Consider the following 25,752-nt stretch of genomic DNA (forward strand, 5'->3'; position numbering starts at 1 on the left):
GGCACGGATGGGGGTCGAAGGACCGCGCGGGATCGCCGCAGGCTCGACCAGAGCTCATAAACCCGCCGGGGATGTCTGGCGATGAATGGCTCGATTCTACACCGCCGCGCCCGCGAGGGAATGGCGTTGTGATAATTGGCTGTCGCCAGCCCGCAAGGTAAAGGCCTTGGCGTGATTCGGGCAGGTTTCGGTAGACTTGCGCGCCTTCTACCCCACTGGCCAAAAGGATTTGCAATGCCAGCGCCAAGTCGCTCTTTACTGTTCTACATCGTCATCGGTCTGATCCAGGGCTTGGTGGTACTTATCACCGTGAAAGGAGAGGGTGAACCGCTGGGGTTCAGCCTGTCGGTGGCTCTGTGCGTCGCGGTGGCGGTGGCGGGGCTGAACCTGCAATTGCTGGGCAGCGCGGTGCTGCAACGTGGCACAGGCTGGCTGGTACTGGGCCTGACCGTGCTGATCAGCGGTATCAGTGGCTGGCTCTCCCGTTTCGAGCACCTGGGGTGGTTGCAGCAGACCTGGTGCCTGGCCGCCATCGTGCTGGGTTACATTGGCACTGCATTCATCCTCGCCTGGCCAACCCGCGAAGGGCTGCGGCCACGCTATGAGGACCTGTTCAAGCATGCCTGGAACAACGTGTTCATCCTGTTCCTGGCGCAGTTGCTGATGGGCCTGTTCTGGCAGCTGCTTTGGCTGTGCGCGCTGTTGTTCGCCATGCTGGGCATCCCGCAGGTCAAGCATGTGGTGGAGGCCCCCGAGTTCCTCTGCCTGCTGTTGCCGGTAGTGTTCTCCCTGGGGATGCGCATGGGCCGGGAAAACGAAAAGGTCATCGGGCTGCTGCGCGGTATCCTGCTGACACTGTGCCGCTTCCTGTTGCCATTGAGTGCGGTGATCGCCGTGGTGTTCACCCTGACGCTGCCTTTCAGCGGCCTGCAACCCGTGTGGGACACTGGCTATTCCACCGCTCTGCTGTTGGTGCTGGCAGGCATCAACCTGTTCCTGACCAATGGTGTGTTCCAGGATGGCCATCAAGGCAATGTCTATCCTGCGCCGCTCAAGCGCCTGGTCGAGGCCAGCCTGTTGTGCCTGCCGGTGCTGGTGGGCCTGGCGGCCTATGCCAGCTGGTTGCGCATTGACCAGTACGGGCTGACCCCGTCGCGCATCATGGCCATGCTGTTGGTGGGCGTGATGGTGGCGCACAGCCTGGCGGCGGTGTGGGCGGTGGTGAGCTCACGGCAGGCCTGGCTGAACAGCCTGCGGCTGAGCAACCCGTGGATTGCCTTGCTCAGCGCGCTGCTGGTGGTGCTGTTCTATACACCGGTGCTGGACCCGATGACGCTGAGCGCGAAGAATCAGGTCGAACGTCTGGTCAGCGGACGCACGCCAATCGACGAGTTCGATGCCAGCCACTTGTACTACCGCCTGGGCGACCCGGGGCGTGCGGCATTCAATGAATTGCAGGCGCAGCTGCAAGGGCCGGAGTTGTTCGACCAGGCCGGCCGCGAACGGCTTTTGCTCAACATGGCCAAGGTGCATGAGCCGCCTGTCGAAGAACCCCGTGGCCCGCAGCTCGAATGGCTGGGCGCCGCGGTGCGCAACAGCCAGGCATTCGACACACAGGTCTTGACCGAGAGCCAGTGCGGCGGAAAAGGTTGTTTCCTGTGGGCGGTGGACATGGACGGCGATGGGCGCGACGAAGTGTTGATGATCCCGCGCCATGTCTACGCGTCCAACGTGTTCGTCTTCGCCAGTGAAGGCGGGTGGCACCAGATTGGCACCCTGTACGGTGATTTCGAGAACACCGAGGAACTGGTCAGGCAGATACGCCAAGGGGCGATGAAACCGGTCACGCCGAAATACAAGACCCTGAGCCTCAATGGCGAGGAGTTGTCCCTGCGGTTGGAGAAGTAGCCATTCACAGGCATGAAAAATCCCGGCGCCTGGCCGGGATTTTCTTGTTGCGGACGCCTTAGCTGTTGGGCAGCAACCGGCAGGTGATGCTCTTGATGTAGCGGGTCTCGGCGATCGCCGGGTGCACTGGGTGGTCCGGGCCCTGGCCGCCGCGCTCGAGCAGCTGCAGGTTGCGGTCCAGGTGGCGGGCGCTGGTCAACAGGATGTTGTTCAGGTCATCCTCTGGCAGGTGCATCGAGCACGAGGCGCTGACCAGGATGCCGTCCTTGTTCAGCATACGCATGGCTTGTTCGTTGAGGCGGCGATAGGCGGCCTCGCCGTTCTTCAGGTCCTTCTTGCGTTTGATGAAGGCGGGCGGGTCGGCGATGATCACGTCGAAGCGCTCTTCGGCGGCCTTGAGTTCACGCAGGGCCTCGAACACGTCGCCTTCGATGCAGGTCAGCTTCTCGCTGATGCCGTTCAGTGCGGCGTTGCGCTCCACACCATCGAGGGCGAAGCCGGACGCGTCCACGCAGAACACTTCGCTGGCGCCGAACGCGCCGGCCTGCACGCCCCAGCCACCGATGTAGCTGAACAGGTCGAGCACACGCTTGCCCTTGACGTAGGGGGCCAGGCGCGCGCGGTTCATGCGGTGGTCGTAGAACCAGCCGGTCTTCTGCCCTTCACGCACCGGGGCTTCGAACTTCACGCCGTTCTCTTCCAGCGCCACCCAGTCCGGCACTTCGCCGTAGACGGTGTCGACATAGCGCTCGAGGCCTTCGGCGTCGCGGGCGGCGGAGTCGTTCTTGAACAGGATGCCGCTGGGTTTGAGCACCTGGACCAGGGCGGCGATCACGTCGTCCTTGTGGGCTTCCATGGTAGCCGAGGCCAGTTGCACCACCAGGATGTCGAAGAAGCGGTCGACCACCAGCCCCGGGAGCAGGTCGGAGTCACCGTAGACCAGGCGGTAGCACGGCTTGTCGAACAGGCGCTCGCGCAGCGACAGGGCCACGTTCAGGCGGTGCACCAGCAGCGACTTGTCCAGCGGCAGCTTGGCGTCGCGTGACAGCAGGCGGGCGCAGATCAGGTTGTTCGGGCTCATGGCCACCACGCCCAGGGGCTTGCCGTTGGCGGCTTCGAGGATGGCCTGCTGGCCGGCCTTCAGGCCCTGCAGCGGGGTCGCGGCGACGTCGACTTCGTTGCTGTAGACCCACAGGTGGCCGGCGCGCAGGCGGCGGTCGGCATTGGCTTTGAGGCGAAGGCTGGGCAGGGACATGACGTCGCTCCGGGAAAAAAGAGCGGGAGTATACCGTGTTGGCCCCGGATTCGCTGTGGCCTGCGACCAAGCGTGGGCTTATTGCTTCATCTTGTAGGGGTCAGCAAGGCTGGCGCCTGCAGCGCTAAAGAAATTCTTGGATCCAACGATCCACTGATAGGTTGCCCTGCCGGCGTACAGGGTTAGAATCCCCCGTCCCCCGCGAGTGTGTACTTATGTCCCAGGAACTTTCCGCCGAACAGATCCAGCAAGCCTTGCAAGGCATCACCATCCCGCCACAGCCGCAGATCATGGTCGACCTGCAGTTCGAGCAGTACATGCCCGACCCTGATCTTGAGACCATCGCCAAGCTGATCAGCCAGGACCCGGGCCTGTCCGGCGCCCTGCTCAAGCTGGTCAACTCGGCGCAGTTCGGCCTGGCGAACAAGATCGGCTCGATCCAGCGCGCGGTGAACCTGCTGGGCAGCCGCTCGATCATCAACCTGATCAACGCCCAGTCGATCAAGGGCGAAATGAGCGACGAGACCATCGTCACCCTCAACCCGTTCTGGGACACCGCCCAGGACGTGGCCATGACCTGCCTGACCCTGGCCAAGCGCACCGGCATCCAGGCGGTCGACGAGGCCTACACGCTAGGGCTGTTCCACGATTGCGGCGTGCCATTGATGCACAAGCGCTTCCCCAACTATATGGAAGTGCTGGAAGAGTCGTACGCCAAGGCCAATGACGAAATCCGCGTGGTGGACACCGAGAACCGCGTGTTCAACACCAACCACTCGGTGGTCGGCTACTTCACCGCCAAGTCGTGGCGCCTGCCGGAGCACATCAGCGCCGCCATCGCCAACCACCACAACGCCCTGGCGGTGTTCCGCGACGAATCCTCGCGCAACACCCAGACCCAGCTGAAGAACCTGCTGGCGGTGCTGAAGATGTCCGAGCACATCTGCGCGTCCTACCGCGTGCTGGGCAACCAGACCGTGGACCACGAGTGGGAGATGGTCGGGCCGCTGGTGCTGGACTACATCGGCCTGACCGAATACGACTTCGAGCAGCTCAAGCAGAACATCCGCGAACTGGGCGGGCACTGAGCCATGCCGGAATTGCCAGAGGTCGAGACGACGCGGCGCGGTATCGCCCCGCATCTGGTGGGCCAGCGGGTCAGCCGCGTGGTGGTGCGTGATCGGCGCCTGCGCTGGCCGATCCCGGAAGACCTCGATGTGCGCCTGTCGGGGCAGCGCATCGTCAGCGTCGAGCGCCGCGCCAAGTACCTGCTGATCAACGCCGAGGTCGGCACCTTGATCAGCCACCTGGGCATGTCCGGCAACCTGCGCCTGATCGAGCTGGGGGTGCCGGCGGCCAAGCACGAGCATGTGGACATCGAGCTGGAGTCGGGGTTGATGCTGCGCTACACCGACCCGCGGCGCTTCGGGGCCATGCTGTGGAGCCTTGATCCGCTGAACCACGAATTGCTGATACGCCTCGGGCCGGAGCCGTTGACCGACCTGTTCGACGGCGAGCGGCTGTTCCAGCTGTCCCGTGGCCGGTCGATGGCGGTCAAACCGTTCATCATGGACAACGCCGTGGTGGTGGGCGTGGGCAACATTTACGCCACCGAGGCATTGTTCGCGGCCGGCATCGATCCGCGACGTGAGGCGGGCGGGATCTCCCGGGCGCGCTACCTGAAGCTGGCGATCGAGATCAAGCGCGTGCTCGCGGCGGCCATCGAGCAGGGCGGGACAACGCTGCGTGACTTCATCGGTGGCGATGGTCAGCCGGGGTATTTCCAGCAGGAACTGTTCGTCTATGGGCGTGGTGGGCAGCCGTGCAAGGTGTGTGGCACCGAGTTGCGAGAGGTGAAATTAGGACAGCGGGCAAGCGTGTTCTGCCCGAAATGCCAGCGTTAAGCATTACGCGAACCCTGTGGGAGCGGGTTTACCCGCGAAGAAGGCGGCGCGGTGGATGGCACCGGCCTCGCCGGTGTTCGCGGGTAAACCCGCTCCCACAGGAGTTTGGGCCTTATGGAGCAAATCCGTAGGGGCCGGCTTGCCGGCGAAAGGGCCGAGGGCTCAGTAGCCTATCGCTGACTGCCCCACGCCTCGCGGATCACTGGCAGCCTCCACGGTCCCGCCCGCCTTGTCCCAATACAGCACCTGCTGGTTCCCGTAGCTGCGCCCCATGTCCTTCAGCTGATACCCACGCGCTTGCAGCTCGGCTTCCTGCTCCGGGCTGAACGCCCCTGGCTCATGCTCGACCACGTCCGGCAGGTATTGATGGTGATAGCGCGCCGTCGCCGGCCATTCGGCCACTGGCCGACCCTCCAGGAAGCCCATCACCGACAGCAGCACCATGCTGGGTATGCGGCTGCCGCCCGGCGTGCCGAAGCTGGCGAACTGGCTGGGGCTTTCGATGAACGTCGGGCTCATGCTCGACAGCGGCCGCTTGCCCGCCGCCACCGCGTTGGCCTGGCTGCCCGCCAGGCCGTAGCTGTTGCTGCCGCTGGGGTCGGCGGCAAAATCGTCCATCTCGTTGTTCAACAGCACGCCGGTGCCCGGCACGCTGAACGCCGCGCCGAACGGCAGGTTGACCGACAGTGTGGCGGACACCGCGTTGCCGTCGGCGTCGATCACCGTGAAGTGGGTGGTGTGGTCGCCCTCGCGCCAGGCCGGCGAGGGCAGCAGGGCGCTGCTGGGCGTGGCTTGATGCACATCGATGCCGTCGGCCAGCCCGGTGAGGTATTGGCGTGCCAGCAGGCGGTTGATCGGGTTGGCGACGTAGTCCGGGTCGCCGAGCAGGCCGCGGTCGCGGTAGGCCCGGCGCAACACTTCGATCACATAGTGGCTGCGTTGCACTGGCTCGGCGCTTTGCCAGGGCAGGCGCTGGAGCATGGCCAGGCTCTGGGCCAGGGCCACGCCACCGGCCGACGGCGGCGGGCTGCTGATCAGCTCGCGCTGGTTGGCCAACGAGTAGCGCAGGGGCTCGCGCCAGGCGGTGTGGTAGCCGGCGAGGTCGTCGAGGGTCCAGACACCACCAGCCTGGCGCACGCCGTCGACCAGGCGCTGGGCCATCGGGCCCCGGTAGAAGCCGTCACGGCCGTGTTCAGCCATGCGTTGCAAGGTGGCGGCCAGTTCCGGCTGGCGGACCAGCGTCCCCAACGCCGGCACGTCGTGGGAGCGCAGGAACAGCCTGGCGCTTTCGGCGTCGTCGCGCAGGGCACTCAGGCGCATGGTGGCCCGGTCGCGGTAGATGCGGTCGACGGCAAAACCCTGGTTGGCCAGGCGGATGGCCGGGGCCAGGGTGTCCTTCAAGGGCAGCTTGCCGTGGGTCGCGGCCAGGTCGGCCAGCGCCTGGGGCAGGCCGGGGATGGCGGCGGCCAACGGGCCATTGATCGACAACCCCGGCTGGACCTTGCCGTCTTTCAGGTACATGTCCGCCCGGGCGGCGGCCGGCGCACGCTCACGGGCATCGAGGAAGGCGTAGCGCGGTGCGTCGCCACTTTCGCGCAGCAGGAAGAAACCGCCGCCGCCCAGGCCCGAGCCATAGGGCTCGACCACCGCCAGCGCGGCGCTGATGGCCACGGCGGCGTCGAAGGCGTTGCCGCCCTGGGCGAGAATCTGCTGGGCGGCCGCAGTGGCCTCGCCGTGAGGGCTGGCGATGGCCGCGCGGCCCGGGCCATCCGCCTGGGCGGTGGTGGCCAGCAGCGCCAGGGCGGCGCCGAGGAGTGAGCGTCGGACTGCGGCGACGAACGGCATCAGGCCTTGCCGGTGATCCGGCGGTACTTGGCCATCAGCTCGTCTTCGGTTTCCGGGTGGGCTTCATCCAGCGGGATGCAGTCGACCGGGCAGACTTGCTGGCACTGTGGCTCGTCGTAGTGGCCCACGCACTGGGTGCACAGGTTCGGGTCGATCACGTAGATCTCCTCGCCTTGCGAGATGGCGGCGTTCGGGCACTCGGGTTCGCAGACGTCGCAGTTGATGCAATCGTCGGTGATGATCAGGGACATGGAGACTCCGGCCGGGGCGTCGGGCCCGGGCATGTTTCAAAGCGACAAGCGCAATTGTGCCGGATTCGCGCCCGCAGTGCACGCAGGCGCGACATCCTGACCGCGAGGGTTACTTGCGGAAGCGCTCGGTCAACGCGTCGGCCACGGTGGGGTGGACGAACTTGCTGATATCGCCGCCCAGCGCGGCGATTTCCCGGACCAGTGTCGAGGAAATGAACGAATAGCGCTCGGACGGGGTGAGGAACAGGCTCTCGACGTCGGGTGCCAACTGGCGGTTCATGTTGGCCAGCTGGAACTCGTATTCGAAGTCGGAAACCGCGCGCAGGCCGCGCAGGAACACGTTGGCGTTCTGTTCCTTGGCGAAATGCGCCAGCAGCGAGGAGAAGCCGATGACTTCGACATTGGGCAGGTGCTTGGTGACCTCGCGGGCCAGCTCGACCCGTTGTTCCAGGGGGAACAGGGGGTTTTTCTTGGGGCTGGCCGCCACGGCGATGATCACATGGTCGAACAACCGCGAGGCGCGCTCGACCAGGTCGCCATGGCCTTTGGTAATGGGGTCGAAAGTACCCGGGTACAACACTCGGTTCATCGCGTCATCCTGGCTGGAGTGCGTTGGGGAGTCGGATGGTAGCGCAGCGATTGCGCCCGGCCAAGTCGCGTGGCTGGCTGATGGCACTATAGACAGTGCGTGTATTGGCTGTCATGCGCCGTTTGCCAGGCGGCCGATCAGCGCGTCACTGAGCCGCGCGGCCAGGGCATAGACCGACAACTGCGGGTTGGCGCCGATGCTGGTGGGGAACAGCGAGCCGTCGTGGATCGACAGGTTCTCCAGCTGGTGATGCCGGCCCAGGCTGTCGCACACCGCCTGGCGCGGGTCTTCGCCCAGGGCGCAGCCGCCCATGACATGGGCGCTGCCCAGGCGCATGCGCAACAGCGCCAGGGGCAGGCCGTCGATCAGTGCCTTGGCCTGGCCCGGCGTCTCGACGTAGCGGGCGTCGCCATGCACCGGCAGCACCTTGCGGGCACCGGCGGCGAACTGGATCTGCGCCATGCTGTGCCAGGCCCGGCGCAGGCCGTCGCGCAGGTAGTCGGTGACGGGGTAGTCGAGCACCGGCGAGCCGTCGCCGCGCAGCTCCACCTGGCCGCCCGGGCTTTCGGGGTGGAAACCATCGCGCAGCAGCGCCAGCATCACGTGGGTGTGGGGCAGTTCGGCCATGCGCAGGGCATTGTCCTGGCCGTGCCCGCCCAGCAGGGTGCTGGCCAGGGCCGGGTGCAGCGGGGGGACCTCGAGTTTGTAGCCGATCCGGCCGGCAACGCCGTCCTGCCATTGGAACTGGTCACTGTAGATCGACTGCGGCGCGCCGTAGTACGGGTCGATCTTGTCGGCGAATTGCGCGGCGCTGAAGTTGACCAGGTGCAGGAAAGTACGCTTGCCCAGGCGCTGGTGCGGGTCGGGTGCCTGCGAGCGCAGCAGCAGGGCCGGGCTGTTGATGCCGCCACCGGCCAGCACGTAGTGACGGGCGCGCACGCGGACCTTTCGCCCCGTGGGCTGAACGCCTTTGGCATCCAGGGCTTGGCACTGCAGGTGGTCAATGCGTTGGTTATCGTGGCTGAAACGCACGGCCCGGGCCAGATAGAGCAGTTCGCCGCCCTTTTCCAAGGTGGCGGGGATGCTGGTGACCAGCATCGATTGCTTGGCGTTGACCGGGCAGCCCATGCCGCAGTAGCCCAGGTTCCAGCAACCGCGCACATTGCGCGGGATGACCGCCCAGCGATGGCCCAGCGCCTCGCAGCCCCGGCGCAGCACGTCGTTGTTGGCGTTCGGTGGCATTGCCCACGGGGCGATCCCCAGGCGTTGCTCCATGCGTTCGAACCAGGGGTGCAGGGCTTCGCTGTCCAGGCCCTTCACCGCGTGCTCGCGGGCCCAGTGCTCCAGTGTTTGCGGCGGGGTGCGGAAGCTCGATGTCCAGTTGACCAGTGTGGTGCCACCGACTGCACGGCCCTGGAGGATGGTAATGGCGCCCTCCTTGCTCAAGCGCCCCAGCCCCTCCTGGTAGAGGTCGGCGTAGGCCTCGTGTTCCAGCAGATGGAAATCGCTGCTGGTCTTGAGTGGGCCTTCCTCGATCAGCAGCACCTTCAGGCCGGCGGCGCTCAGCAGCTCGGCCGTGGTGGCGCCACCGGCGCCGCTGCCGATCACGGCGACATCGGTTTCGAGCGCCAGGTCCTGGTCCAGGCGCGAGCCATCGTGGGTGGTCCAGCCTCGTTCAAGGCCTTGGCGAAACGGGTCAGGGACGGGCATGAGGCGATTCCTTTGGAGCAAGGCAATGTTGATTGATCAGCGAAGAGTCCTGTGGGAGCGGGTTTACCCGCGAATCAATCGCCGCGTTTTATGGCACCGGCTTCGCCGGTGTTCGCGGGTGAACCCGCTCCCACGGGGTCTGTTGGCCTGCCCAGCGCGATACACAAGGTCAGATTTTCGGCGGCCCTGGATAACCGCAGGCCGTCCAGGCCTCGGGGCGCTCATACCAGGCCATCAGCAACAACTGCAGCAGCGAGGCGTGGCCCTGGCGCAGCAGGTTCAACGAGCTATCGCGCCAGCGCTCCAGAAACCGCTCCACATCCGTGCTCGTGGCGTTGGTCCAGCCTCCCCAGACACCGGTCAATGGCCCACGGGTCAGGGGCAAGCTGAGCACATCGAACAACTGCCGGGTCAGCTTGAGCATGGCCGGGGAAAGCGCTGCCAGCTTGTGGTCGAGGCTCGCGAGCACGGTGCTGCTGGAGGCCTGGGTTCCCGCCAGCACGATCGGGATCAAGGCCTGCAACAGCGGCAGATCATCCTCGCGCAGCACCTGGTAGCCAGAGGAGGGTGTCTCTTTCGAGCAGCCGACCAGGCTCGCGGTCCCGAGGAACAGGCTGGCGCCCAGGCTGAACCTGAGCAGGTCGCGACGCTGCATGGCCTGCCCCGCTCAGCGGATGAACAGTTTGTAGACCAGGCGCTGCAGGGCCTTGCCATAAGGTGGGTAGATCACCTTGGCAGCGTTTATCCGCTGCTTGGCCAGCACCGCCTTGGCCTTGCTGAAGGTGAGGAAACCTTCGTGGCCGTGGTAGTGCCCCATGCCGGACGGGCCGATGCCACCGAACGGCAGGTTTTCCTGGGCCACGTGCAGCAGGGTGTCGTTCAGGCACACACCACCAGAGTGAGTGTCACGCAGCACCCGCGCCTGCTCGGCGCGGTCGTAGCCGAAGTAGTAGAGCGCCAGGGGGCGTGGCCGCTGGTTGATATAGGCCAGGGCGTCGTCGAGCTGGTCGTAGGGCACCAGTGGCAGCAGCGGGCCGAAGATCTCGTCCTGCATCACCTGCATGCCGTCGTTCACCTCGAGCAGCAGATGGGGTGGCAGGCGTCGGCCCTGGCGAGGTTCATCCGAATAGAGGTCGAGCACCTTGGCGCCCTTGGCGCGGGCGTCGTCCAGCAAGTGGTTCAGGCGGCCGAGCTGGCGCTCGTTGATGATCGCGCTGTAATCGGGGTTGTCATTGAGGCGTGGGTAGGCATGGCGCACGGCGCGCTGGTAGGCCTCGGCGAAGGCGCCCAGGCGCTCGCGGGGCACCAGCACGTAGTCGGGGGCGACGCAGGTTTGCCCGGCATTGAGGGTCTTGCCGAAGGCGATGCGCTCGGCAGCGGTGTCCAGCGGCACATCCGCCGAGACGATGGCCGGCGATTTACCGCCCAGCTCGAGGGTCACCGGGGTGAGGTTCTGCGCGGCCGCCAGCATCACGTGGCGGCCGACGCTGGTGGCGCCGGTGAACAACAGATGGTCGAACGGCAGGCGGGCAAAGGCCTGGCCGACTTCCACTTCACCCAGCACGACGCTGACCAGGTCACGGGGGAACACCCGCTCCAGCAGGGTCTTGAGCGCCTGGCCGCTGCTGGGGGTGGACTCGCTGAGCTTGAGCATGACCCGGTTGCCGGCGGCCAGGGCGCCGGTCAGCGGGCCGATGGCAAGGAACAGCGGGTAGTTCCACGGCACGATGATCCCCACCACCCCCAGTGGCTGGTACTGCACCCGTGCGCTGGCGGGCTGGAAGGCCAGGCCGACCTTGCGCCGCGACGCGCGCATCCAGCGCTGAAGATGGCGCTCGGCATCGCGCAGGCCCAGCACCGAGGGCATCAGTTCGGCGATCAGGGTTTCATCGCGGCTGCGCCCACTGAAGTCGGCATCGATGCTGGTGATCAGGGTTTCCTTGTCCGCCAACAGCGCCTCGCGCAGGCTCTTGAGCCACTGCCGGCGCTGGGCGGCCGGGGGCATGGGGTTGCTGGCAAATGCCCGGCGCTGGGCGTCGAACGTCGCTTGCAGGTCGAGGTCTGATTGCACGGGAGGGAGAACGGCAGGCGAGGTCATGGCGGCTCCGAGGGTGGCGAATGACTAGAGCATATACTCTAATTGGTACGATGGTGCATATTTTTTCATGGCCTTGGCGGTGCACCCGACCGGCAGGAGGCCGTAAGATGGCCCTGATCATTCACCCTGGAGTCCGGAGCTGAGCATGGCCCCGCGCATGAAGACCCGAGAGCGCATCGTGCAGAACAGCCTGGAGCTGTTCAACCAGCAGGGCGAGCGTAGCGTCAGCACCAACCACATTGCCGCGCACATGGAAATCTCGCCCGGCAACCTGTACTACCACTTCCCCAACAAGCAGGCGATCATCGCCGTGCTGTTCAACCAGTACGAAGAACTGGTCGACAGTTTCCTGCGCGCCCCTCAGGGGCGGGCCGCCACGGTCGAGGACAAACGCTTCTACCTCAAGGCCTTGCTGGCGGCGATGTGGAACTACCGCTTCCTCCACCGCGACCTGGAGCACCTGCTCGACAGCGACCCGGAGCTGGCCGCGCGCTACCGGCGGTTTTCCCGGCGCTGCCTGCAGCATGGCCAGGCGATCTACCGTGGTTTCGTCGATGCCGGGATCCTGGCCATGGATGCGACGCAGATCGAGTCGCTGACCATCAATGCCTGGATCGTCCTGACGTCCTGGGTGCGTTTCCTCAGCACCACCCGCGAGCACACCGCCCACCTGGGTGAAGAAGCCTTCAAGCGCGGCGTCTATCAGGTGGTGGTGCTGGAACTGGGCTATGTCACCCCGGCCTCGCGGGCTGCCGTGCAGGCCTTGTGCGATGAGTATCACGTTCCGTTCAACCAGGCCCTGGAGCACTGAGCCGGGGTTTTCGAGCCATTCAACAGGAGATTGTCATGCCCCTTGCGCAACTGATCACCCCGCAGCAACTGGCCGAGCGCCTGGACTCGCCCGGGCTGGTGATCCTCGACTGTCGTTTCGCCCTGGAAGATGTCGACTACGGCCAGCGCAGCTATGCCCAGGGGCATATCGCCGGGGCGCATTTCGCCGACCTGGAGCGTGACCTGAGCGGGCCGGTGGTCAAGGGACGCACCGGGCGCCATCCGCTGCCCGATGCGCAGCACCTGGTCGAGCGCCTGCGTGAATGGGGCCTGGACGACGACAGCGAGGTGGTGCTCTACGACGACGGCCCCGGCGCCTTTGCCGCCCGTGCCTGGTGGCTGCTGGCCTGGCTGGGCAAGCGCGACGGGGTGTCGATCCTCGACGGTGGCCTGAAGGCCTGGCACGCGGCACATCTGCCCCTGAGCCTGGACGCGCCTGCGCGGCGCGAGGGCAATTTCAGCGGCGAGCCGGACATGAAGCTGCTGATCGATGCCGGGCACTTGGCCAAGCGCCTGGGCGAAGCGGACCTGACCCTGATCGATGCCCGTGCGTTGCCGCGCTTCCGAGGCGAGGTCGAGCCGATCGACCCGGTGGCCGGGCACATCCCGGGCGCACAATGTGCGGCGTTTACCGACAACCTCGGTGCCGACGGGCGGTTCCTGCCGGTGGCGCAGCTCAAGCAGCGTTTTGCCGAGAAATTGGGCGGCCGCCCGCCTGAGCACCTGGTGGCCTACTGCGGTTCGGGCGTGACGGCCTGCCACAATCTGTTCGCCCTGGCGCTGGCGGGATACCCGTTGGGGCGGTTGTACGCAGGTTCCTGGAGCGAGTGGATCAATGATCCGCAGCACGCAGTGGCGACCGGCGACTGACCTTTACTTGTAGGCGCTATCGACCTTCCAGCAGCCACTGCGGAATCCGCCGTTCCAGGTAGTACCCCGGATTACGCAGGCTGCCGTCGACAAACCCCACGTGCCCACCCCGGCTGTGCAGTTCGAAATGTGTTTGCGCTGCCAGCTCGCTGGCGCTGGGAAGGCTGTGGTCGAACACGAACGGATCGTCGCTGGAGTGGATGATCAGCGTTGGGGTGCGGTTCTCACCCAGGTAATAGCGGCTAGAGGCACGCCGATAGTAATCGTGGGCGTCGCTGAAACCGTTGAGCGGCGCGGTCACCCGGCCATCGAAATCCCAGAACGTGCGCAGGTTGCGCAGAGGCCCCAGGCGCTCGATCTCGTCCAACCCTTGCTGGTGGCCCTTGTCGCGAAAATGCCGCTGCTTGTTCTGTACATAGGCCAACATCTCGCGCATGAAATGCGCCTGGTATAGCTTCGAGAAACCCAGCCCGATGCGATCGGCGCATTGGTCCAGACGAAACGGCACCGATACTGCCACCGCTGCTTCCAGCTGGCTGGCCGAACCACTCTCACCCAGATACTTGAGCAACACGTTGCCACCGAGCGAATAGCCCACGGCGTACAGCGGTGCCAGCGGCCGTTGGGCGCGCAGGTGGCGGATGGTCTCGGCCAGGTCTTCGCTTGCCCCGGAGTGATAGCTGCGCGCCAGCAGGTTGGGCTCGCCCGAGCAACCGCGCCAGTTCACTGCGACACTGGCCCAGCCACGTGCCTGCAGCGCTTGCTGCAAACCTTTGACGTACGGGGAGTTGGAAGAGCCGGTCAGCCCGTGCAACACCAGCACCAAGGGTGCATCGGGCTGGTGCGGGCCATGCCAGTCGAGGTCGAGGAAGTCGCCGTCGGCCAGCCACAGGCGTTCGCGGTTGCGTGACAGATCGGGCAGCTTGCGCCAGAGAGGGCCCCACAGCGTCTGCAGGTGCGGGTTGGACAGGCCGGTGGCCGGGCGGAACGTGGCGGTGAGGCTAGGCATGCTGGGCGACTCGTGATGTGCCCGTCTAGAGTGCCATGAAACACCGCCACTGTATCTGCGCTATTGGTCGGCTGCCACGCGCTGCCACAGCGCATAGTGCACCTGGCCGGTCTTCTTCTCGCGGTGCAGGCGCCAGTTGCCTGGCATCGGTAGCGTGGACGGGGCTGCTTCGCTCTCGGTGTAGATCCACGCTTGTTCGCGCAGCCACTGGCCCTGCTCCAGCAGGTTGCAGGTGTTGGCCAGCAGGTCCTGGTGGAACGGCGGGTCGAGGAACACCAGGTCGAACTGCTGCTTCGTTGGACCTTGCAGGTAGCGCAGGGCGTCGGTCTGCAGGATCTGTCCGCGGGGGCAGCGCAGCAGCTCGAGGTTGTGCTTGAGGTTTGTGATGGCGGCCGGGTTGCTGTCCAGCGCCACGGCATTCTCGGCACCGCGGGACAGCGCCTCGAGCACTAAAGCGCCGCTGCCGGTAAAGGCGTCCAGCACATGGGCACCCTCGATGTAGGGCGCGAGCCAGTTGAACAGGGTTTCGCGCACGCGGTCAGGCGTGGGGCGCAAGCCTTCGCCTTCCGGCACTGCCAGGCGGCGGCTGCGCCACTCGCCGGCGATGATGCGCAGCTGGCCGGGGCCCTTGCTGGCGCCCGGTGCCGGGCGCGCTGGGGAGGTGGGTCTTGCCATTAATGCTCCGGTACGCCGAGCGGCTGCTCGGCGGGTTTGTCAGTGGGGGCCGGCAGGGGCTTCTGTGGCACGGTAGGGCCAGCGGTGACGATCACCAGTTGGTCGGCGGCCAGGTGCTTGGCCATGGCGGCCTTGACCTGCTCGACGGTCAACGCCTGGGACTGCTGCATGAAGTCTTCCAGCCAGCTCAGCGGAAGGTTGTAGAAACCGATCGCGCCCAGTTGGCCGACGATGCTCGCGTTGCTGGCGTTGGACAGCGGGAAGCTGCCGGCCAGTTCACGCTTGGCGTCGTCCAGCTCCTGCTGGGTCGGGCCATTTTTCAGGTAGTCGGCGAGGATGTCCTGAACCAGCTTGAGCGTACCTTCGCTAAGCTCGGCGCGGGTTTGCAGGTTGATCATGAACGGGCCGCGCACCTGCATCGGGCTGAACACCGAGTACACGCCATAGGTGAGGCCGCGCTTCTCGCGGACTTCGCTCATCAGGCGGGTGCCAAACGCGCCACCGCCGAGGATCTGGTTGCCCAGCGACAGGGCGGGCCAGTCCGGGTCGTTACGGTCGATGCCGAGTTCGGCCAGCATCAGGTGGGTCTGCTTGGACGGGAAGTCGATGTGGGTCACGCCCGGCTTGGGTGCGTTCGGTTGCTCAGGCTTGGCCAGGGCCGGCCCCTTGGGCAGGCCTGCGGACACCTGGGCGGCGATGGCTTCGGCTTCGCCGCGGTCGAGATCGCCGACCAGGGCGATCACCGCGTTGCCGGCGCTGTAGGCCTTCTTGTGGAATTCGCGCAGCTGCTCCAGGGTGATGCCGGTGATGGTCTCGGCAGTGCCGTCGCTGGGGTGGGCGTAGGGGTGGTTGCCGTAGAGGTTGGCGAACAGCGCCTTGCCCGCGAGCTTGCCGGGGTTCTGTTTCTCGTACTCGAAACCGGCAAGTATCTGGTTCTTGATGCGCTTGAGGGCGTCCTCGGGGAAGGTCGGCTTGCCGGCCACCTCGGTGAACAGCTTCAGTGCCGGCTCACGTTTGTCCACGGCGCTCAAGCTGCGCAGCGAGGCCACGGCCATGTCACGGTAGGAGCCGTTACCGAAGTCCGCGCCCAGGCCTTCGAAGCCTTGGGCGATCGCGGTCACGTCCTTGCCGGCCACACCCTCGTTGAGCATGGCATTGGTCAGTGCGGCCAGGCCGGGGGTGCCACCGTCCTGGCTGCTGCCGGCGGCGAAGGTGACGCGCAGGTCGAACATTGGCAGTTCGCGGGCCTCGACGAACAGTACCCGGGCGCCTTCAGCAGTGGTCCAGTTCTGGATGTTCAACTGGCGGCGGCTCGGGGCCTTGCCGTCCAGCTCGGCCAGCGACTGCAACGCATTGGTCGGGCGGGCGGCGGTGGGCTTGGCAGTGTTGTCTGATTGGGCCGGGCGCGCCAGCAGCAGGGCGATGACCACCACCAGCACGATGATTGCCAGGCCGAACAGGGTGTAGCGCGGTGCGCTGCGATCACTCATGAGCGGACTCCTCGGGCAGTACATGGGCAACGCTCAGGCGTTCGCGGGTGAAGTAGGTGCGGGCGGCGGCCTGGATGTCCTGCGGCGTCACGCGCTTGAGGTCGTCGAGTTCGCTGTCGATCAGTTTCCAGGACAGGCCGACGGTTTCCAGCTGGCCGATGGTGGTGGCTTGGCTGCTGATGGAGTCGCGGTCGTAGACCAGGCCGGCGATCACCTGGGCGCGCACGCGCTCCAGTTCTTCGGCGCTGGGTGGGGTGCTCTTGAGTTCGTCGAGCAGTTGCCAGACGCCGTTCTCGACGTCGGCGAGGGTCTTGTGCTTTTGCACATTGGGGGTGGCCGAGATCAGGAACAGGCTGTCGCCCCGGGTGAAGGCGTTGTAACTGGACGAGGCGCCGGCCACCAGCTCCTGGCCACGCTCCAGGCGCGCCGGCATGCGCGCGCTGTAGCCGCCATCGAGCAGGGCCGAGATCAGACGCAGGGCGTTGACGCTGCGCGGGTCCTTGGCCGTGGCCAGGGCGGGTACATTGAACCCGTAGATCAGGCTGGGCAGTTGCGTGCGCACATGCAGGGTCAGCTGGCGCTGGCCCGGCTCGGCCAGCTCCAGCGGCAGCTTGCTCGGCGGCACGGCGCGCTTGGGGATCGGGCCGAAGTACTTCTGCGCGAGGCTCTTCACTTCGTCAGGGGTGACGTCGCCGACCACCACCAGGGTGGCGTTGTTCGGCGCATACCAGGATTCGTACCAGTGGCGCAGCTCCTCGACCTTCATGCGTTCGAGGTCGGCCATCCAGCCGATGGTCGGGGTGTGGTAGCCGCTGGCAGGGTAGGCCATGGCGCGGAACAGCTCGAAGGCTTTCGCGTTGGGCTGGTCGTCGGTGCGCAGGCGGCGCTCCTCCTTGATCACCTCGATCTCGCGGCTGAACTCGTCGGCCGGCAGGCGCAGGCTGGCCAGGCGGTCGGCCTCCAGCTCGAAGGCCACTGGCAGGCGGTCGCGGGCCAGCTCTTGGTAGTAGGCGGTGTAATCGTCGCTGGTGAAGGCGTTTTCCTCGGCGCCGATGTCGCGCAGGATGCGCGAGGCTTCGCCGGGGCCAACCTTGGCGCTGCCCTTGAACATCATGTGCTCCAGGGCATGCGAAAGGCCGGTCTGGCCCGGCGTCTCGTAGCTGGAGCCAACCTTGTACCAGATCTGCGAAACCACCACCGGCGCGCGGTGGTCCTCGCGCACGACGACCTTCAGGCCGTTGTCGAGGATGAATTCGTGAGTGGGTTGCACATCGGCGGCGAAGGCCACCAGCGGCAGGCACAGCGTGCCGAGCAACAGGCCAGCGGCGCGGCGGGCTAGAGCATTCATACGGTGTTCAACCTGTTCGGCGGCCCGCTTGGGTTTAGCGTCGGCGGGCCAGGAGGTGCTAGGATACTGATCCGGTTGCCTGGCGACCATGCCTGTCGCCGTTCTGGCCCACAGGCCCTTACGACAAAACGTTGCGCATGAACCCGCAGGCTTCACAGTAGTCTGTTCTGCGTGAGTAAGAATTCCCGATGCGCCATTGCTGGCCCATCGCTACCCTGAGATAGCCGTCTTCCATGTTTGGTTCCAACGACGACAAAAAAGCGCCGGCCGCGGCTGGCGAGAAAAAAGGCCTGTTCAGCTGGTTCCGCAAGAAGCCGGAGCAACCTGTCGCCGAACAGCCGCAAGCCCCACAACCGCCGGTCGAGGCACCGCTCGAGCAGCCACCCGTTGAGCAGCCTGCTCCGGTGGCCGAGGCGCCCCAGCCGGCACCGGTAATCGCGCCGGTCGAGCCTGAGCCTGCCGTCGCCCCTGAGGTGGCGCAACCCGTTCCGGTGGCCGAGGTGCCCCAACCGGCACCGGTAATCGCGCCGGTCACGCCTGAGCCTGCTGTTCCTCAGGCACCGCAGCCTGTTGAGCAGGTCGAAGCATCCCGGCCCGAGCCGGTGCACGTTGCATTCGATCCGGCTCCGGTGCCACAGCCCCCTGCGCCAGTGAGCAACCTGGTGTTGCCGGTCGCCGAGGAGCCGGTTGCGTTGGTGCCTGATCTCGAACCCAAGGCTCCGCCTGCCATCCCTGAGCGCCCGGCCCCCGAGGTGCCTGAGGTGGTGGTTCGCGAACCTGCCCCCGCATTTGTCGTTCCTGTGGTCGAGCCCGAGCCGGTCGCGCCTGTCGCTTCCACTGCGGTTGCCGCAGAGCCCGCCAAACCAGGCTTCTTCGCCCGCCTCAAGCAGGGCCTGTCGAAGACCAGCGCCAGCATCGGCGAAGGCATGGCCAGCCTGTTCCTGGGCAAGAAGGTCATCGACGACGACCTGCTCGATGAAATCGAAACCCGCCTGCTGACCGCCGATGTCGGCGTCGAGGCCACCTCGACCATCGTCCAGAACCTGACGCAGAAGGTCGCCCGCAAGCAGCTGGCCGACGCCGATGCCCTGTACAAGTCGCTGCAGGAAGAACTGGCCGCCCTGCTGCGCCCGGTCGAGCAGCCGCTGAAGATCGAAGCGCAGACCAAGCCCTACGTGATCCTGGTCGTGGGCGTGAACGGCGCCGGCAAGACCACCACCATCGGCAAGCTGGCGAAAAAGCTCCAGCTCGAAGGCAAGAAGGTCATGCTCGCCGCCGGCGACACCTTCCGCGCCGCAGCGGTCGAGCAGTTGCAGGTGTGGGGCGAGCGCAACCAGATCCCGGTGATCGCCCAGCACACCGGCGCCGACTCGGCCTCGGTCATCTTCGACGCCGTGCAGGCCGCCAAGGCCCGTGGCGTCGATGTGCTGATCGCCGATACCGCGGGTCGCCTGCACACCAAGGACAACCTGATGGAAGAGCTGAAGAAGGTCCGTCGGGTGATCGGCAAGCTCGACGCCGACGCGCCCCACGAGGTGCTGCTGGTGCTCGACGCCGGCACCGGCCAGAACGCCATCAGCCAGGCCAAGTACTTCAACCAGAGCGTCGAACTGACTGGCCTGGCCCTGACCAAGCTCGACGGCACCGCCAAGGGCGGCGTCATCTTCGCCCTGGCCAAGCAGTTCAACATTCCGATCCGCTTCATCGGTGTGGGCGAGGGTATCGATGACCTGCGCACCTTCGAGGCCGAACCTTTCGTCAAGGCGCTGTTCGCCGAGCGGGAACCGACATGATCCGATTCGAACAGGTTGCCAAGCGCTACCCCAACGGCCACGTCGGCCTGCACGAGCTGAGCTTCCGGGCGCGCCGTGGCGAGTTCCTGTTCGTCACCGGCCACTCCGGCGCCGGCAAGAGCACCCTGCTGCGCCTGCTGCTGGCGATGGAGCGCCCGACCAGCGGCAAGTTGCTGCTGGCCGGGCAGGACCTGGGTCAGATCAGCAACGCGCAGATCCCGTTCCTGCGCCGGCAGATCGGCGTGGTGTTCCAGAACCACCAGTTGCTGTTCGACCGCACCGTGTTCAACAACATCGCCCTGCCGCTGCAGATCCTCGGGCTGTCCAAGGCCGAGATCGCCAAGCGCGTGGACTCGGCGCTGGAGCGCGTGTCGCTGAGTGACAAGGGCGAGCTGTTCCCGGCCGACCTGTCCACCGGCCAGCAACAGCGGGTCGGCATCGCCCGCGCCATCGTTCACCAGCCGGCCTTGCTGCTGGCGGACGAGCCCACCGGTAACCTCGACCCGCGCCTGGCCGCCGAGATCATGGGCGTGTTCGAGGATATCAACCGCCTCGGCACCACGGTATTGATCGCCAGCCACGACCTGGCGCTGATCGCGCGCATGCGCCACCGCATGCTGACGCTGCAACGCGGCCGCTTGATCGGCGATGGGGAGGCCGGGCAATGAGCAGCACACGTACACCAAAGGTTTCCGAGCGCGTCGCGCCCAAGGCCGCCGACCCGCAACCGGCGAAGAAAAAGCGCGGCGATCACGACGACGATGGCCCGGACTTCCGCACCCTGCTGCACGCCTGGCTGGAAAGCCACCGCGCCAGCCTGGCCGACAGCCTGCGGCGCCTGGGCAAGCAGCCGATCGGCAGCTTCTTCACCTGCCTGGTGATGGCGGTGGCGCTGAGCATGCCCATGGGCCTCTCGCTGCTGCTCAAGAACGTCGAGAAGCTTGGCGGTTCATGGCAGCGTGCGGCGCAGATTTCGCTCTACCTCAAGCTTGACGCCAGCAGCCGCGACGGTGAGGCGCTGCGCGACGAGATCAAAGGCATGCCAGGTGTCGCCGAGGCCCAGTACGTCAGCCGCGAACAGGCACTGGAAGAGTTCCAGCAGCAGTCGGGGCTGGGCGAAGCGCTGCGCGAGCTGCCGGACAACCCGCTGCCCGGGGTGGTGGTGGTGACCCCGACCGAAGTCGACAAGCCCGCCCTGGAAGCCCTTCGCCAGCGCTTGTCCGAGCTGCCTCGCGTGGAAGCGGCACAGCTGGATCTGGTGTGGGTGGAGCGCCTGGCGGCCATCCTCAAGCTGGGCGACCGCTTTGTATTCGGCTTGGCGGTGATGCTGATTTCTGCCTTGCTGTTAGTAATCGGTAACACAATTCGTCTACATATTGAAAACCGTCGGGTGGAGATCGAAGTGATCAAGCTCGTCGGTGGCACCGACAGCTACGTGCGCCGGCCTTTCCTCTACATGGGCGCCCTGTATGGCCTGGGCGCGGGCGTGCTGGCCTGGGGCATCCTGGCGTTCGGCCTGAACTGGCTCAACGACGCGGTGGTCGGGCTTTCCGGCCTGTACGGCAGTGATTTCGCCTTGGGTGGCGTGCCGGCCTCGGATGGTCTTTCACTCTTGATCGGGGCGGTGCTGTTGGGGTATATCGGTGCATGGATCGCCGTCGCTCGTCACTTGAACGAGCTGGCACCGCGATAAATGTTTCATGGCCAGTATTGACAAATTTTTCATTCTGGAACTTGTACAACGGTTCCTTGTCTATGCTGGCAGTGCCCACAAGGCACGAGTCTGTAAGCCGGAGGTACTTGAATGACCACATCGTTGCAACCTGCCTATGCCCTGGTTCCCGGTGCAAACCTGGAAGCCTACGTGCACACGGTGAACAGCATTCCCTTGCTGACACCGGAGCAGGAGCGTGATCTGGGCGAGCGTCTCTACTATGAGCAGGATCTCGAGGCCGCTCGTCAAATGGTGATGGCCCACCTGCGTTTCGTTGTACACATCGCACGTAGCTATGCTGGCTACGGGTTGGCCCAGGCCGACCTGATCCAGGAAGGCAACGTCGGCCTGATGAAGGCGGTAAAGCGCTTCAACCCGGAAATGGGCGTGCGCCTGGTATCCTTTGCGGTGCACTGGATCAAGGCCGAGATCCACGAGTTCATCCTGCGCAACTGGCGCATCGTCAAGGTGGCGACCACCAAGGCCCAGCGCAAGCTGTTCTTCAACCTGCGCAGCCAGAAGAAACGCCTGGCCTGGTTGAACAACGACGAAGTGCATCGCGTGGCCGAAAGCCTCGGCGTCGAGCCCCGTGAAGTGCGTGAGATGGAAAGCCGCCTGAGCGGCCAGGACATGGCCTTCGACCCGGCGGCAGAAGCCGATGACGACAGCGCCTTCCAGTCGCCTGCGCATTACCTGGAAGACCACCGTTACGACCCGGCCCTGCAGCTCGAGGACGCCGACTGGAGCGACAACTCCAGCAGCAACCTGCACGAAGCCCTGCAAGGCCTGGACGACCGCAGCCGCGACATCCTCTACCAGCGCTGGTTGGCCGAGGAAAAAGCCACGCTGCATGAGTTGGCGGAGAAATACAGCGTTTCGGCCGAGCGGATTCGTCAGCTCGAGAAGAACGCGATGAACAAGGTCAAGGCGCTGATTACCATCTGATCGGCGCTTGGCTGGATCGAAAAGGCCGCTTCCCTTCGGGGTAAGCGGCCTTTTTCATTTGTGTTGCCTGTACCGGCCAAAAACTCAAAGCTTGCGCGAAGCATCCAGCTGCATCAGGTAGCTCGGCCCACCCAACTGGCTCATCTGCCGACGAATCCACCCCGCCCGGCTGGCCACGTAGGCGCTCGGCTTGCTGGCACTCCACTTGATCGGGCTCGGCAACACCGCGGCGAGCTGCGCGGCTTGTTGTCGCGTCAGGCGGCTGGCATCGACCCCAAAGTGATAGCGCGCCGCGGCTTGGGCGCCAAACACGCCCTTGCCCCACTCGGCGCTGTTCAGATACACCTCGAGAATTCGCTCTTTCGACCAGAACAGCTCGATCAGCGCGGTGAACCAGGCTTCCAGCCCTTTACGCAGCCAGCTGCGCCCGGACCACAGAAACATATTCTTGGCCACTTGCTGGGTCAGTGTGCTGGCACCACGGACCTTGCCGCCACGCTCGTTGTAGGCCAGGGCTGCCTGGATCGCCGGAATGTCGAAGCCCCAGTGGTTGGCGAACTTCTGGTCCTCACCGGCGATCACCGCCACCTTCAACTCATCGGAGATGTCCTCCCATGGTGTCCAGTCACGCTGCAGGTCGATCGGCTCGCCGTTGATCCATGATTGCACCTTGCGCTCGACCATCAGCGCCGTGCCGGGCGGCGGCACCCAGCGCAGTACCAGGACCACGGCAATGCTGCCAGCAGCGAACCAGAGCAGGGCGCGGGAAAGTCGGCGGAGGAAGGATGACAGCATGGTGATGGCTTGGCCGGACCGTTGGAACGGGCCATTATACAGGCCCCTTTCGAGGAGTCGTCCCATGCTTCGCAGCTTCCTGATGCTTGCTGCTTTCTTCGGTTTTACCGGTGTCGCCCTCGGCGCCTTCGCCGCCCATGGCCTGAAGAACCGCCTCAGCGCCGACTACCTGGCGATCTTCCATACTGGCGTCACCTACCAGCTGGTGCATGCCCTGGCGATCCTCGGCGTGGCGGTGTTGTCGGTGCACTTGCCGGGGCGCCTGGTCGGCTGGGCCGGTGGTCTGTTCGCGCTGGGTATCCTGCTGTTCTCCGGTAGCCTCTATGTGCTGACCCTGAGCGGCCTGGGCAAGCTCGGCATGATCACCCCGCTGGGTGGCCTGTGCTTCCTCGCCGGCTGGCTGTGCCTGGGGCTGGCCGCCTGGCGCCTGGGCTGACCGAACGGTCCACAATCGCGACTAATGGCGTGTGCCGCCCTTGGGTTGCAAGGCGGATCGGGGCTAGAATGCGGGCCCCAAAGAACAATGGTGGCCGTGCGCATGCGCATTCAACTGAACGGTGAACCTTACGACCTGCCCGAGGGCGAGAGCGTCGCGGCGCTGCTGGGCCGGCTGGAACTGGCCGGCCGCCGGGTGGCGGTGGAACTGAACCTGGACATCGTGCCGCGCAGCCAGCACGAGAGCACGCTGCTCGCTGATGGCGACCAGGTCGAAGTGGTCCATGCCATTGGCGGTGGTTGAGCTACGCCCGGCGATTCACCCGAAAGCCCCGTAACCTTCCCAGAGGAACATCGATGAGCAACGTTCGTAGCGACAAGCCTTTCGTCCTGGCCGGGCGCACTTTTCAGTCGCGCCTGCTGGTCGGCACCGGTAAATACCGTGATATGGAAGAGACCCGCCTGGCCACCGAGGCCTCGGGTGCCGAGATCGTCACCGTAGCCGTGCGCCGCACCAACCTCGGCCAGAATGCGGGCGAGCCGAACCTGCTCGACGTGTTGTCGCCCGACAAGTACACCATCCTGCCGAACACAGCAGGCTGTTTCGACGCAGTCGAAGCGGTACGTACTTGCCGCCTGGCCCGTGAACTGCTCGATGGCCACAAGTCCCACGAGAACCGTACGCTGGTGAAGCTGGAAGTGCTGGCCGACCAGAAAACCCTGTTCCCCAATGTGATCGAAACCCTCAAGGCCGCCGAAGTGCTGGTAAAGGACGGTTTCGACGTGATGGTCTACACCAGCGATGACCCGATCATCGCCCGCCAGCTGGCCGAAGCCGGCTGCATCGCCGTCATGCCGCTGGCCGGCCTGATCGGCACCGGCCTGGGAATCTGCAACCCCTACAACCTGCAGATCATCCTGGAAGAGTCCAAGGTGCCAGTGCTGGTCGATGCCGGCGTGGGTACCGCCTCCGATGCCACCATCGCCATGGAGATGGGCTGCGAGGCCGTGCTGATGAACTCGGCCATCGCCCACGCGCAACAACCGGTGCTGATGGCTGAAGCCATGAAGCACGCGATCCTTGCCGGCCGCATGGCGTACCTCGCCGGGCGCATGCCGAAGAAACTCTATGCCAGCGCGTCCTCGCCGCTGGAAGGTCTGATCAAGTAAGAGCCCCCGATGACTGAATCGCAAGAAACGCCGATCACCGAAGACGGCGAAGCCCGCCCGCACCGCCGCATCAAGAGTTTCGTGATGCGCGCCGGGCGCATGACCGAAGGCCAGCAACGTGGTCTGGAGCAGGGCGGCCCACTGTTCATCCTGCCGCTGGCCGACAGCCCGGTGGACTACGACCAGGTGTTCGGCCGTTCGGCGCCGCGTACCCTGGAGATCGGCTTCGGCATGGGCCACTCGTTGCTGGAGATGGCTGCCGCCTCGCCGGAGCTGGACTTCATCGGTGTAGAAGTGCACCGTCCGGGTGTGGGCGCGCTGCTCAACGGCGTGCTCACTCAGGGCCTGAAGAACCTGCGGGTCTACGACTGCGACGCCATCGAAGTGCTCAACCGCTGCGTGGCCGACAACAGCCTCGACCGGCTGATGCTGTTCTTCCCGGATCCGTGGCACAAGGCGCGTCATCACAAGCGCCGTATCGTCCAGCCGGAGTTCGCCGAGCTGGTGCGCCGCAAGCTGAAGGTGGGCGGCGTGTTCCATATGGCCACCGACTGGGAGCCCTATGCCGAGCACATGCTGGATGTGATGAAGGTGGCACCGGGTTATCGCAACCAGGCGGCCGATGGCGCTTATGTGCCGCGCCCGGAAGAGCGTCCGATCACCAAGTTCGAGCGCCGTGGCGAGCGCCTTGGGCATGGGGTGTGGGACTTGAAGTTCGAGAAGGTGGACTGAGCGGGATTCGTTCGGCATCTCCTGTTAAGGCCTGCAATTTTGCAGGCGCAAAAAAACCGCCTTGATAAAGGCGGTTTTTTTATGCGGGCTTTGGGTTACGAGTCCTGAGCCAGCCTACTTCAGTGTCACTGGAGAGACTTCACAAAGGTGATACTAGGGCTGCCTTGAAACTACGTCAATGATGGAAATATCCAGCATTAACTGTGAACGTGTCAGTAACAGCATTGAATTTTTGACTGGCGTAAAGTGGCACCGCTCTCATGTGGAATAATCCAGTGGCGGGCCGGGAAACCAATTCATTCACGCTCTCGGCCCCTTCGACGCGGCCCACGAACCGCGCCGGTAGTTTCTCGAAGGGCCATTCACCTGGCCACTTCACTGGAGA

Annotated in this window: 25 protein-coding genes; 13 read left to right on the plus strand and 12 right to left on the minus strand. The window is 65.3% G+C overall.

Going from position 1 to position 25,752, the window contains the following annotated elements; translation table 11 throughout:
• Positions 1 to 234 precede the first annotated feature (234 nt).
• Complete coding sequence (locus tag JYG34_RS01290) at positions 235 to 1,908, plus strand: DUF4153 domain-containing protein (protein ID WP_213659184.1); 1,674 nt, start codon at positions 235 to 237, stop codon at positions 1,906 to 1,908.
• A gap of 58 nt (positions 1,909 to 1,966) precedes the next feature.
• Here the strand turns inward: JYG34_RS01290 and JYG34_RS01295 are convergent, their stop codons facing one another.
• A complete protein-coding gene (locus JYG34_RS01295; protein ID WP_011531707.1) occupies positions 1,967 to 3,163 on the minus strand; it encodes a class I SAM-dependent rRNA methyltransferase in 1,197 nt (398 codons plus the stop codon).
• Between the two features lie 269 nt (positions 3,164 to 3,432).
• Here JYG34_RS01295 and JYG34_RS01300 point away from each other — a divergent pair, with 269 nt between their 5' ends.
• The gene (locus JYG34_RS01300) at positions 3,433 to 4,251 is read left to right on the plus strand and encodes an HDOD domain-containing protein (RefSeq protein WP_193383918.1); all 819 of its coding nucleotides are present in this window, start codon (positions 3,433 to 3,435) and stop codon (positions 4,249 to 4,251) included.
• 3 nt (positions 4,252 to 4,254) lie between these two features.
• Positions 4,255 to 5,067: a bifunctional DNA-formamidopyrimidine glycosylase/DNA-(apurinic or apyrimidinic site) lyase gene (gene mutM, locus JYG34_RS01305; RefSeq protein WP_213659185.1), complete on the plus strand. Its 813-nt coding sequence runs from the start codon at positions 4,255 to 4,257 to the stop codon at positions 5,065 to 5,067.
• Between the two features lie 162 nt (positions 5,068 to 5,229).
• Here mutM and ggt read toward each other — a convergent pair whose 3' ends face one another.
• The 6 genes from ggt to JYG34_RS01335 all read right to left on the minus strand — a co-directional run bounded on the left by ggt (position 5,230) and on the right by JYG34_RS01335 (position 11,560).
• Entirely contained in the window at positions 5,230 to 6,912 is a 1,683-nt protein-coding gene (gene ggt / locus JYG34_RS01310) for a gamma-glutamyltransferase (RefSeq protein ID WP_213659186.1), read from the minus strand.
• A complete protein-coding gene (locus JYG34_RS01315; RefSeq protein ID WP_011531711.1) occupies positions 6,912 to 7,163 on the minus strand; it encodes a YfhL family 4Fe-4S dicluster ferredoxin in 252 nt (83 codons plus the stop codon). The genes ggt and JYG34_RS01315 overlap by 1 nt, the downstream gene beginning before the upstream one ends.
• Positions 7,164 to 7,272: 109 nt before the next feature.
• On the minus strand, positions 7,273 to 7,752 hold the full coding sequence (gene coaD / locus JYG34_RS01320; protein WP_213659187.1) for a pantetheine-phosphate adenylyltransferase: 480 nt from the start codon (positions 7,750 to 7,752) through the stop codon (positions 7,273 to 7,275).
• Positions 7,753 to 7,863: 111 nt separating this feature from the next.
• Positions 7,864 to 9,462, minus strand: coding sequence for a GMC family oxidoreductase (locus JYG34_RS01325; protein ID WP_213659188.1), 1,599 nt, complete (start codon positions 9,460 to 9,462; stop codon positions 7,864 to 7,866).
• A 169-nt stretch (positions 9,463 to 9,631) separates the two neighbouring features.
• Positions 9,632 to 10,117: a twin-arginine translocation pathway signal protein gene (locus JYG34_RS01330; RefSeq protein ID WP_213659189.1), complete on the minus strand. Its 486-nt coding sequence runs from the start codon at positions 10,115 to 10,117 to the stop codon at positions 9,632 to 9,634.
• Positions 10,118 to 10,129: 12 nt separating this feature from the next.
• Positions 10,130 to 11,560 (minus strand): coniferyl aldehyde dehydrogenase, encoded by a 1,431-nt coding sequence (locus JYG34_RS01335; RefSeq protein WP_213659190.1) that lies wholly within the window; start codon positions 11,558 to 11,560, stop codon positions 10,130 to 10,132.
• A gap of 145 nt (positions 11,561 to 11,705) precedes the next feature.
• Here JYG34_RS01335 and JYG34_RS01340 point away from each other — a divergent pair, with 145 nt between their 5' ends.
• Positions 11,706 to 12,371, plus strand: a complete 666-nt coding sequence (locus JYG34_RS01340) for a TetR/AcrR family transcriptional regulator (protein WP_213659191.1) — start codon at positions 11,706 to 11,708, stop codon at positions 12,369 to 12,371.
• Between the two features lie 35 nt (positions 12,372 to 12,406).
• Positions 12,407 to 13,261 (plus strand): sulfurtransferase, encoded by an 855-nt coding sequence (locus tag JYG34_RS01345; protein ID WP_213659192.1) that lies wholly within the window; start codon positions 12,407 to 12,409, stop codon positions 13,259 to 13,261.
• 16 nt (positions 13,262 to 13,277) lie between these two features.
• Here the strand turns inward: JYG34_RS01345 and JYG34_RS01350 are convergent, their stop codons facing one another.
• The 4 genes from JYG34_RS01350 to JYG34_RS01365 are packed head-to-tail and all read right to left on the minus strand — an operon-like array spanning position 13,278 to position 17,783.
• Positions 13,278 to 14,270 carry a hydrolase gene (locus tag JYG34_RS01350; RefSeq protein WP_213659193.1) on the minus strand — a complete coding sequence of 331 codons (993 nt, stop codon included), beginning with the start codon at positions 14,268 to 14,270 and terminating at the stop codon, positions 13,278 to 13,280.
• A 60-nt stretch (positions 14,271 to 14,330) separates the two neighbouring features.
• On the minus strand, positions 14,331 to 14,945 hold the full coding sequence (gene rsmD / locus JYG34_RS01355) for a 16S rRNA (guanine(966)-N(2))-methyltransferase RsmD (RefSeq protein WP_213659194.1): 615 nt from the start codon (positions 14,943 to 14,945) through the stop codon (positions 14,331 to 14,333).
• A complete protein-coding gene (locus tag JYG34_RS01360) occupies positions 14,945 to 16,435 on the minus strand; it encodes a M16 family metallopeptidase (RefSeq protein WP_213659195.1) in 1,491 nt (496 codons plus the stop codon). Before JYG34_RS01360 ends, rsmD begins: the two co-directional genes overlap by 1 nt.
• The gene (locus JYG34_RS01365) at positions 16,428 to 17,783 is read right to left on the minus strand and encodes a M16 family metallopeptidase (RefSeq protein ID WP_213659196.1); all 1,356 of its coding nucleotides are present in this window, start codon (positions 17,781 to 17,783) and stop codon (positions 16,428 to 16,430) included. The genes JYG34_RS01360 and JYG34_RS01365 overlap by 8 nt, the downstream gene beginning before the upstream one ends.
• 233 nt (positions 17,784 to 18,016) lie before the next feature.
• Between JYG34_RS01365 and ftsY the strand changes: the two genes are divergently transcribed.
• From ftsY to rpoH, 4 genes are all read left to right on the plus strand, one after another.
• The gene (gene ftsY, locus JYG34_RS01370) at positions 18,017 to 19,576 is read left to right on the plus strand and encodes a signal recognition particle-docking protein FtsY (RefSeq protein WP_213659197.1); all 1,560 of its coding nucleotides are present in this window, start codon (positions 18,017 to 18,019) and stop codon (positions 19,574 to 19,576) included.
• Positions 19,573 to 20,244 carry a cell division ATP-binding protein FtsE gene (gene ftsE / locus JYG34_RS01375; protein WP_011531723.1) on the plus strand — a complete coding sequence of 224 codons (672 nt, stop codon included), beginning with the start codon at positions 19,573 to 19,575 and terminating at the stop codon, positions 20,242 to 20,244. Before ftsY ends, ftsE begins: the two co-directional genes overlap by 4 nt.
• Entirely contained in the window at positions 20,241 to 21,269 is a 1,029-nt protein-coding gene (gene ftsX / locus JYG34_RS01380; protein WP_213659198.1) for a permease-like cell division protein FtsX, read from the plus strand. Before ftsE ends, ftsX begins: the two co-directional genes overlap by 4 nt.
• 111 nt (positions 21,270 to 21,380) lie before the next feature.
• Positions 21,381 to 22,235 (plus strand): RNA polymerase sigma factor RpoH, encoded by an 855-nt coding sequence (rpoH, locus tag JYG34_RS01385; RefSeq protein WP_213659199.1) that lies wholly within the window; start codon positions 21,381 to 21,383, stop codon positions 22,233 to 22,235.
• An 84-nt stretch (positions 22,236 to 22,319) separates the two neighbouring features.
• Here the strand turns inward: rpoH and mtgA are convergent, their stop codons facing one another.
• Positions 22,320 to 23,030 carry a monofunctional biosynthetic peptidoglycan transglycosylase gene (mtgA, locus tag JYG34_RS01390; protein WP_213659200.1) on the minus strand — a complete coding sequence of 237 codons (711 nt, stop codon included), beginning with the start codon at positions 23,028 to 23,030 and terminating at the stop codon, positions 22,320 to 22,322.
• Between the two features lie 64 nt (positions 23,031 to 23,094).
• Here mtgA and JYG34_RS01395 point away from each other — a divergent pair, with 64 nt between their 5' ends.
• The 4 genes from JYG34_RS01395 (at position 23,095) to trmB (ending at position 25,367) form a co-directional block, all read left to right on the plus strand.
• Positions 23,095 to 23,466 (plus strand): DUF423 domain-containing protein, encoded by a 372-nt coding sequence (locus JYG34_RS01395; RefSeq protein WP_213659201.1) that lies wholly within the window; start codon positions 23,095 to 23,097, stop codon positions 23,464 to 23,466.
• A 102-nt stretch (positions 23,467 to 23,568) separates the two neighbouring features.
• Positions 23,569 to 23,769, plus strand: coding sequence for a sulfur carrier protein ThiS (gene thiS / locus JYG34_RS01400; protein WP_044488631.1), 201 nt, complete (start codon positions 23,569 to 23,571; stop codon positions 23,767 to 23,769).
• 53 nt (positions 23,770 to 23,822) lie between these two features.
• The gene (locus JYG34_RS01405; protein ID WP_213659202.1) at positions 23,823 to 24,635 is read left to right on the plus strand and encodes a thiazole synthase; all 813 of its coding nucleotides are present in this window, start codon (positions 23,823 to 23,825) and stop codon (positions 24,633 to 24,635) included.
• 9 nt (positions 24,636 to 24,644) lie between these two features.
• Complete coding sequence (gene trmB / locus JYG34_RS01410; protein ID WP_213659203.1) at positions 24,645 to 25,367, plus strand: tRNA (guanosine(46)-N7)-methyltransferase TrmB; 723 nt, start codon at positions 24,645 to 24,647, stop codon at positions 25,365 to 25,367.
• Positions 25,368 to 25,752 lie beyond the last annotated feature (385 nt).

It is taken from the genome of Pseudomonas entomophila, assembly GCF_018417595.1.
GTDB lineage: Bacteria > Pseudomonadota > Gammaproteobacteria > Pseudomonadales > Pseudomonadaceae > Aquipseudomonas > Aquipseudomonas entomophila_C.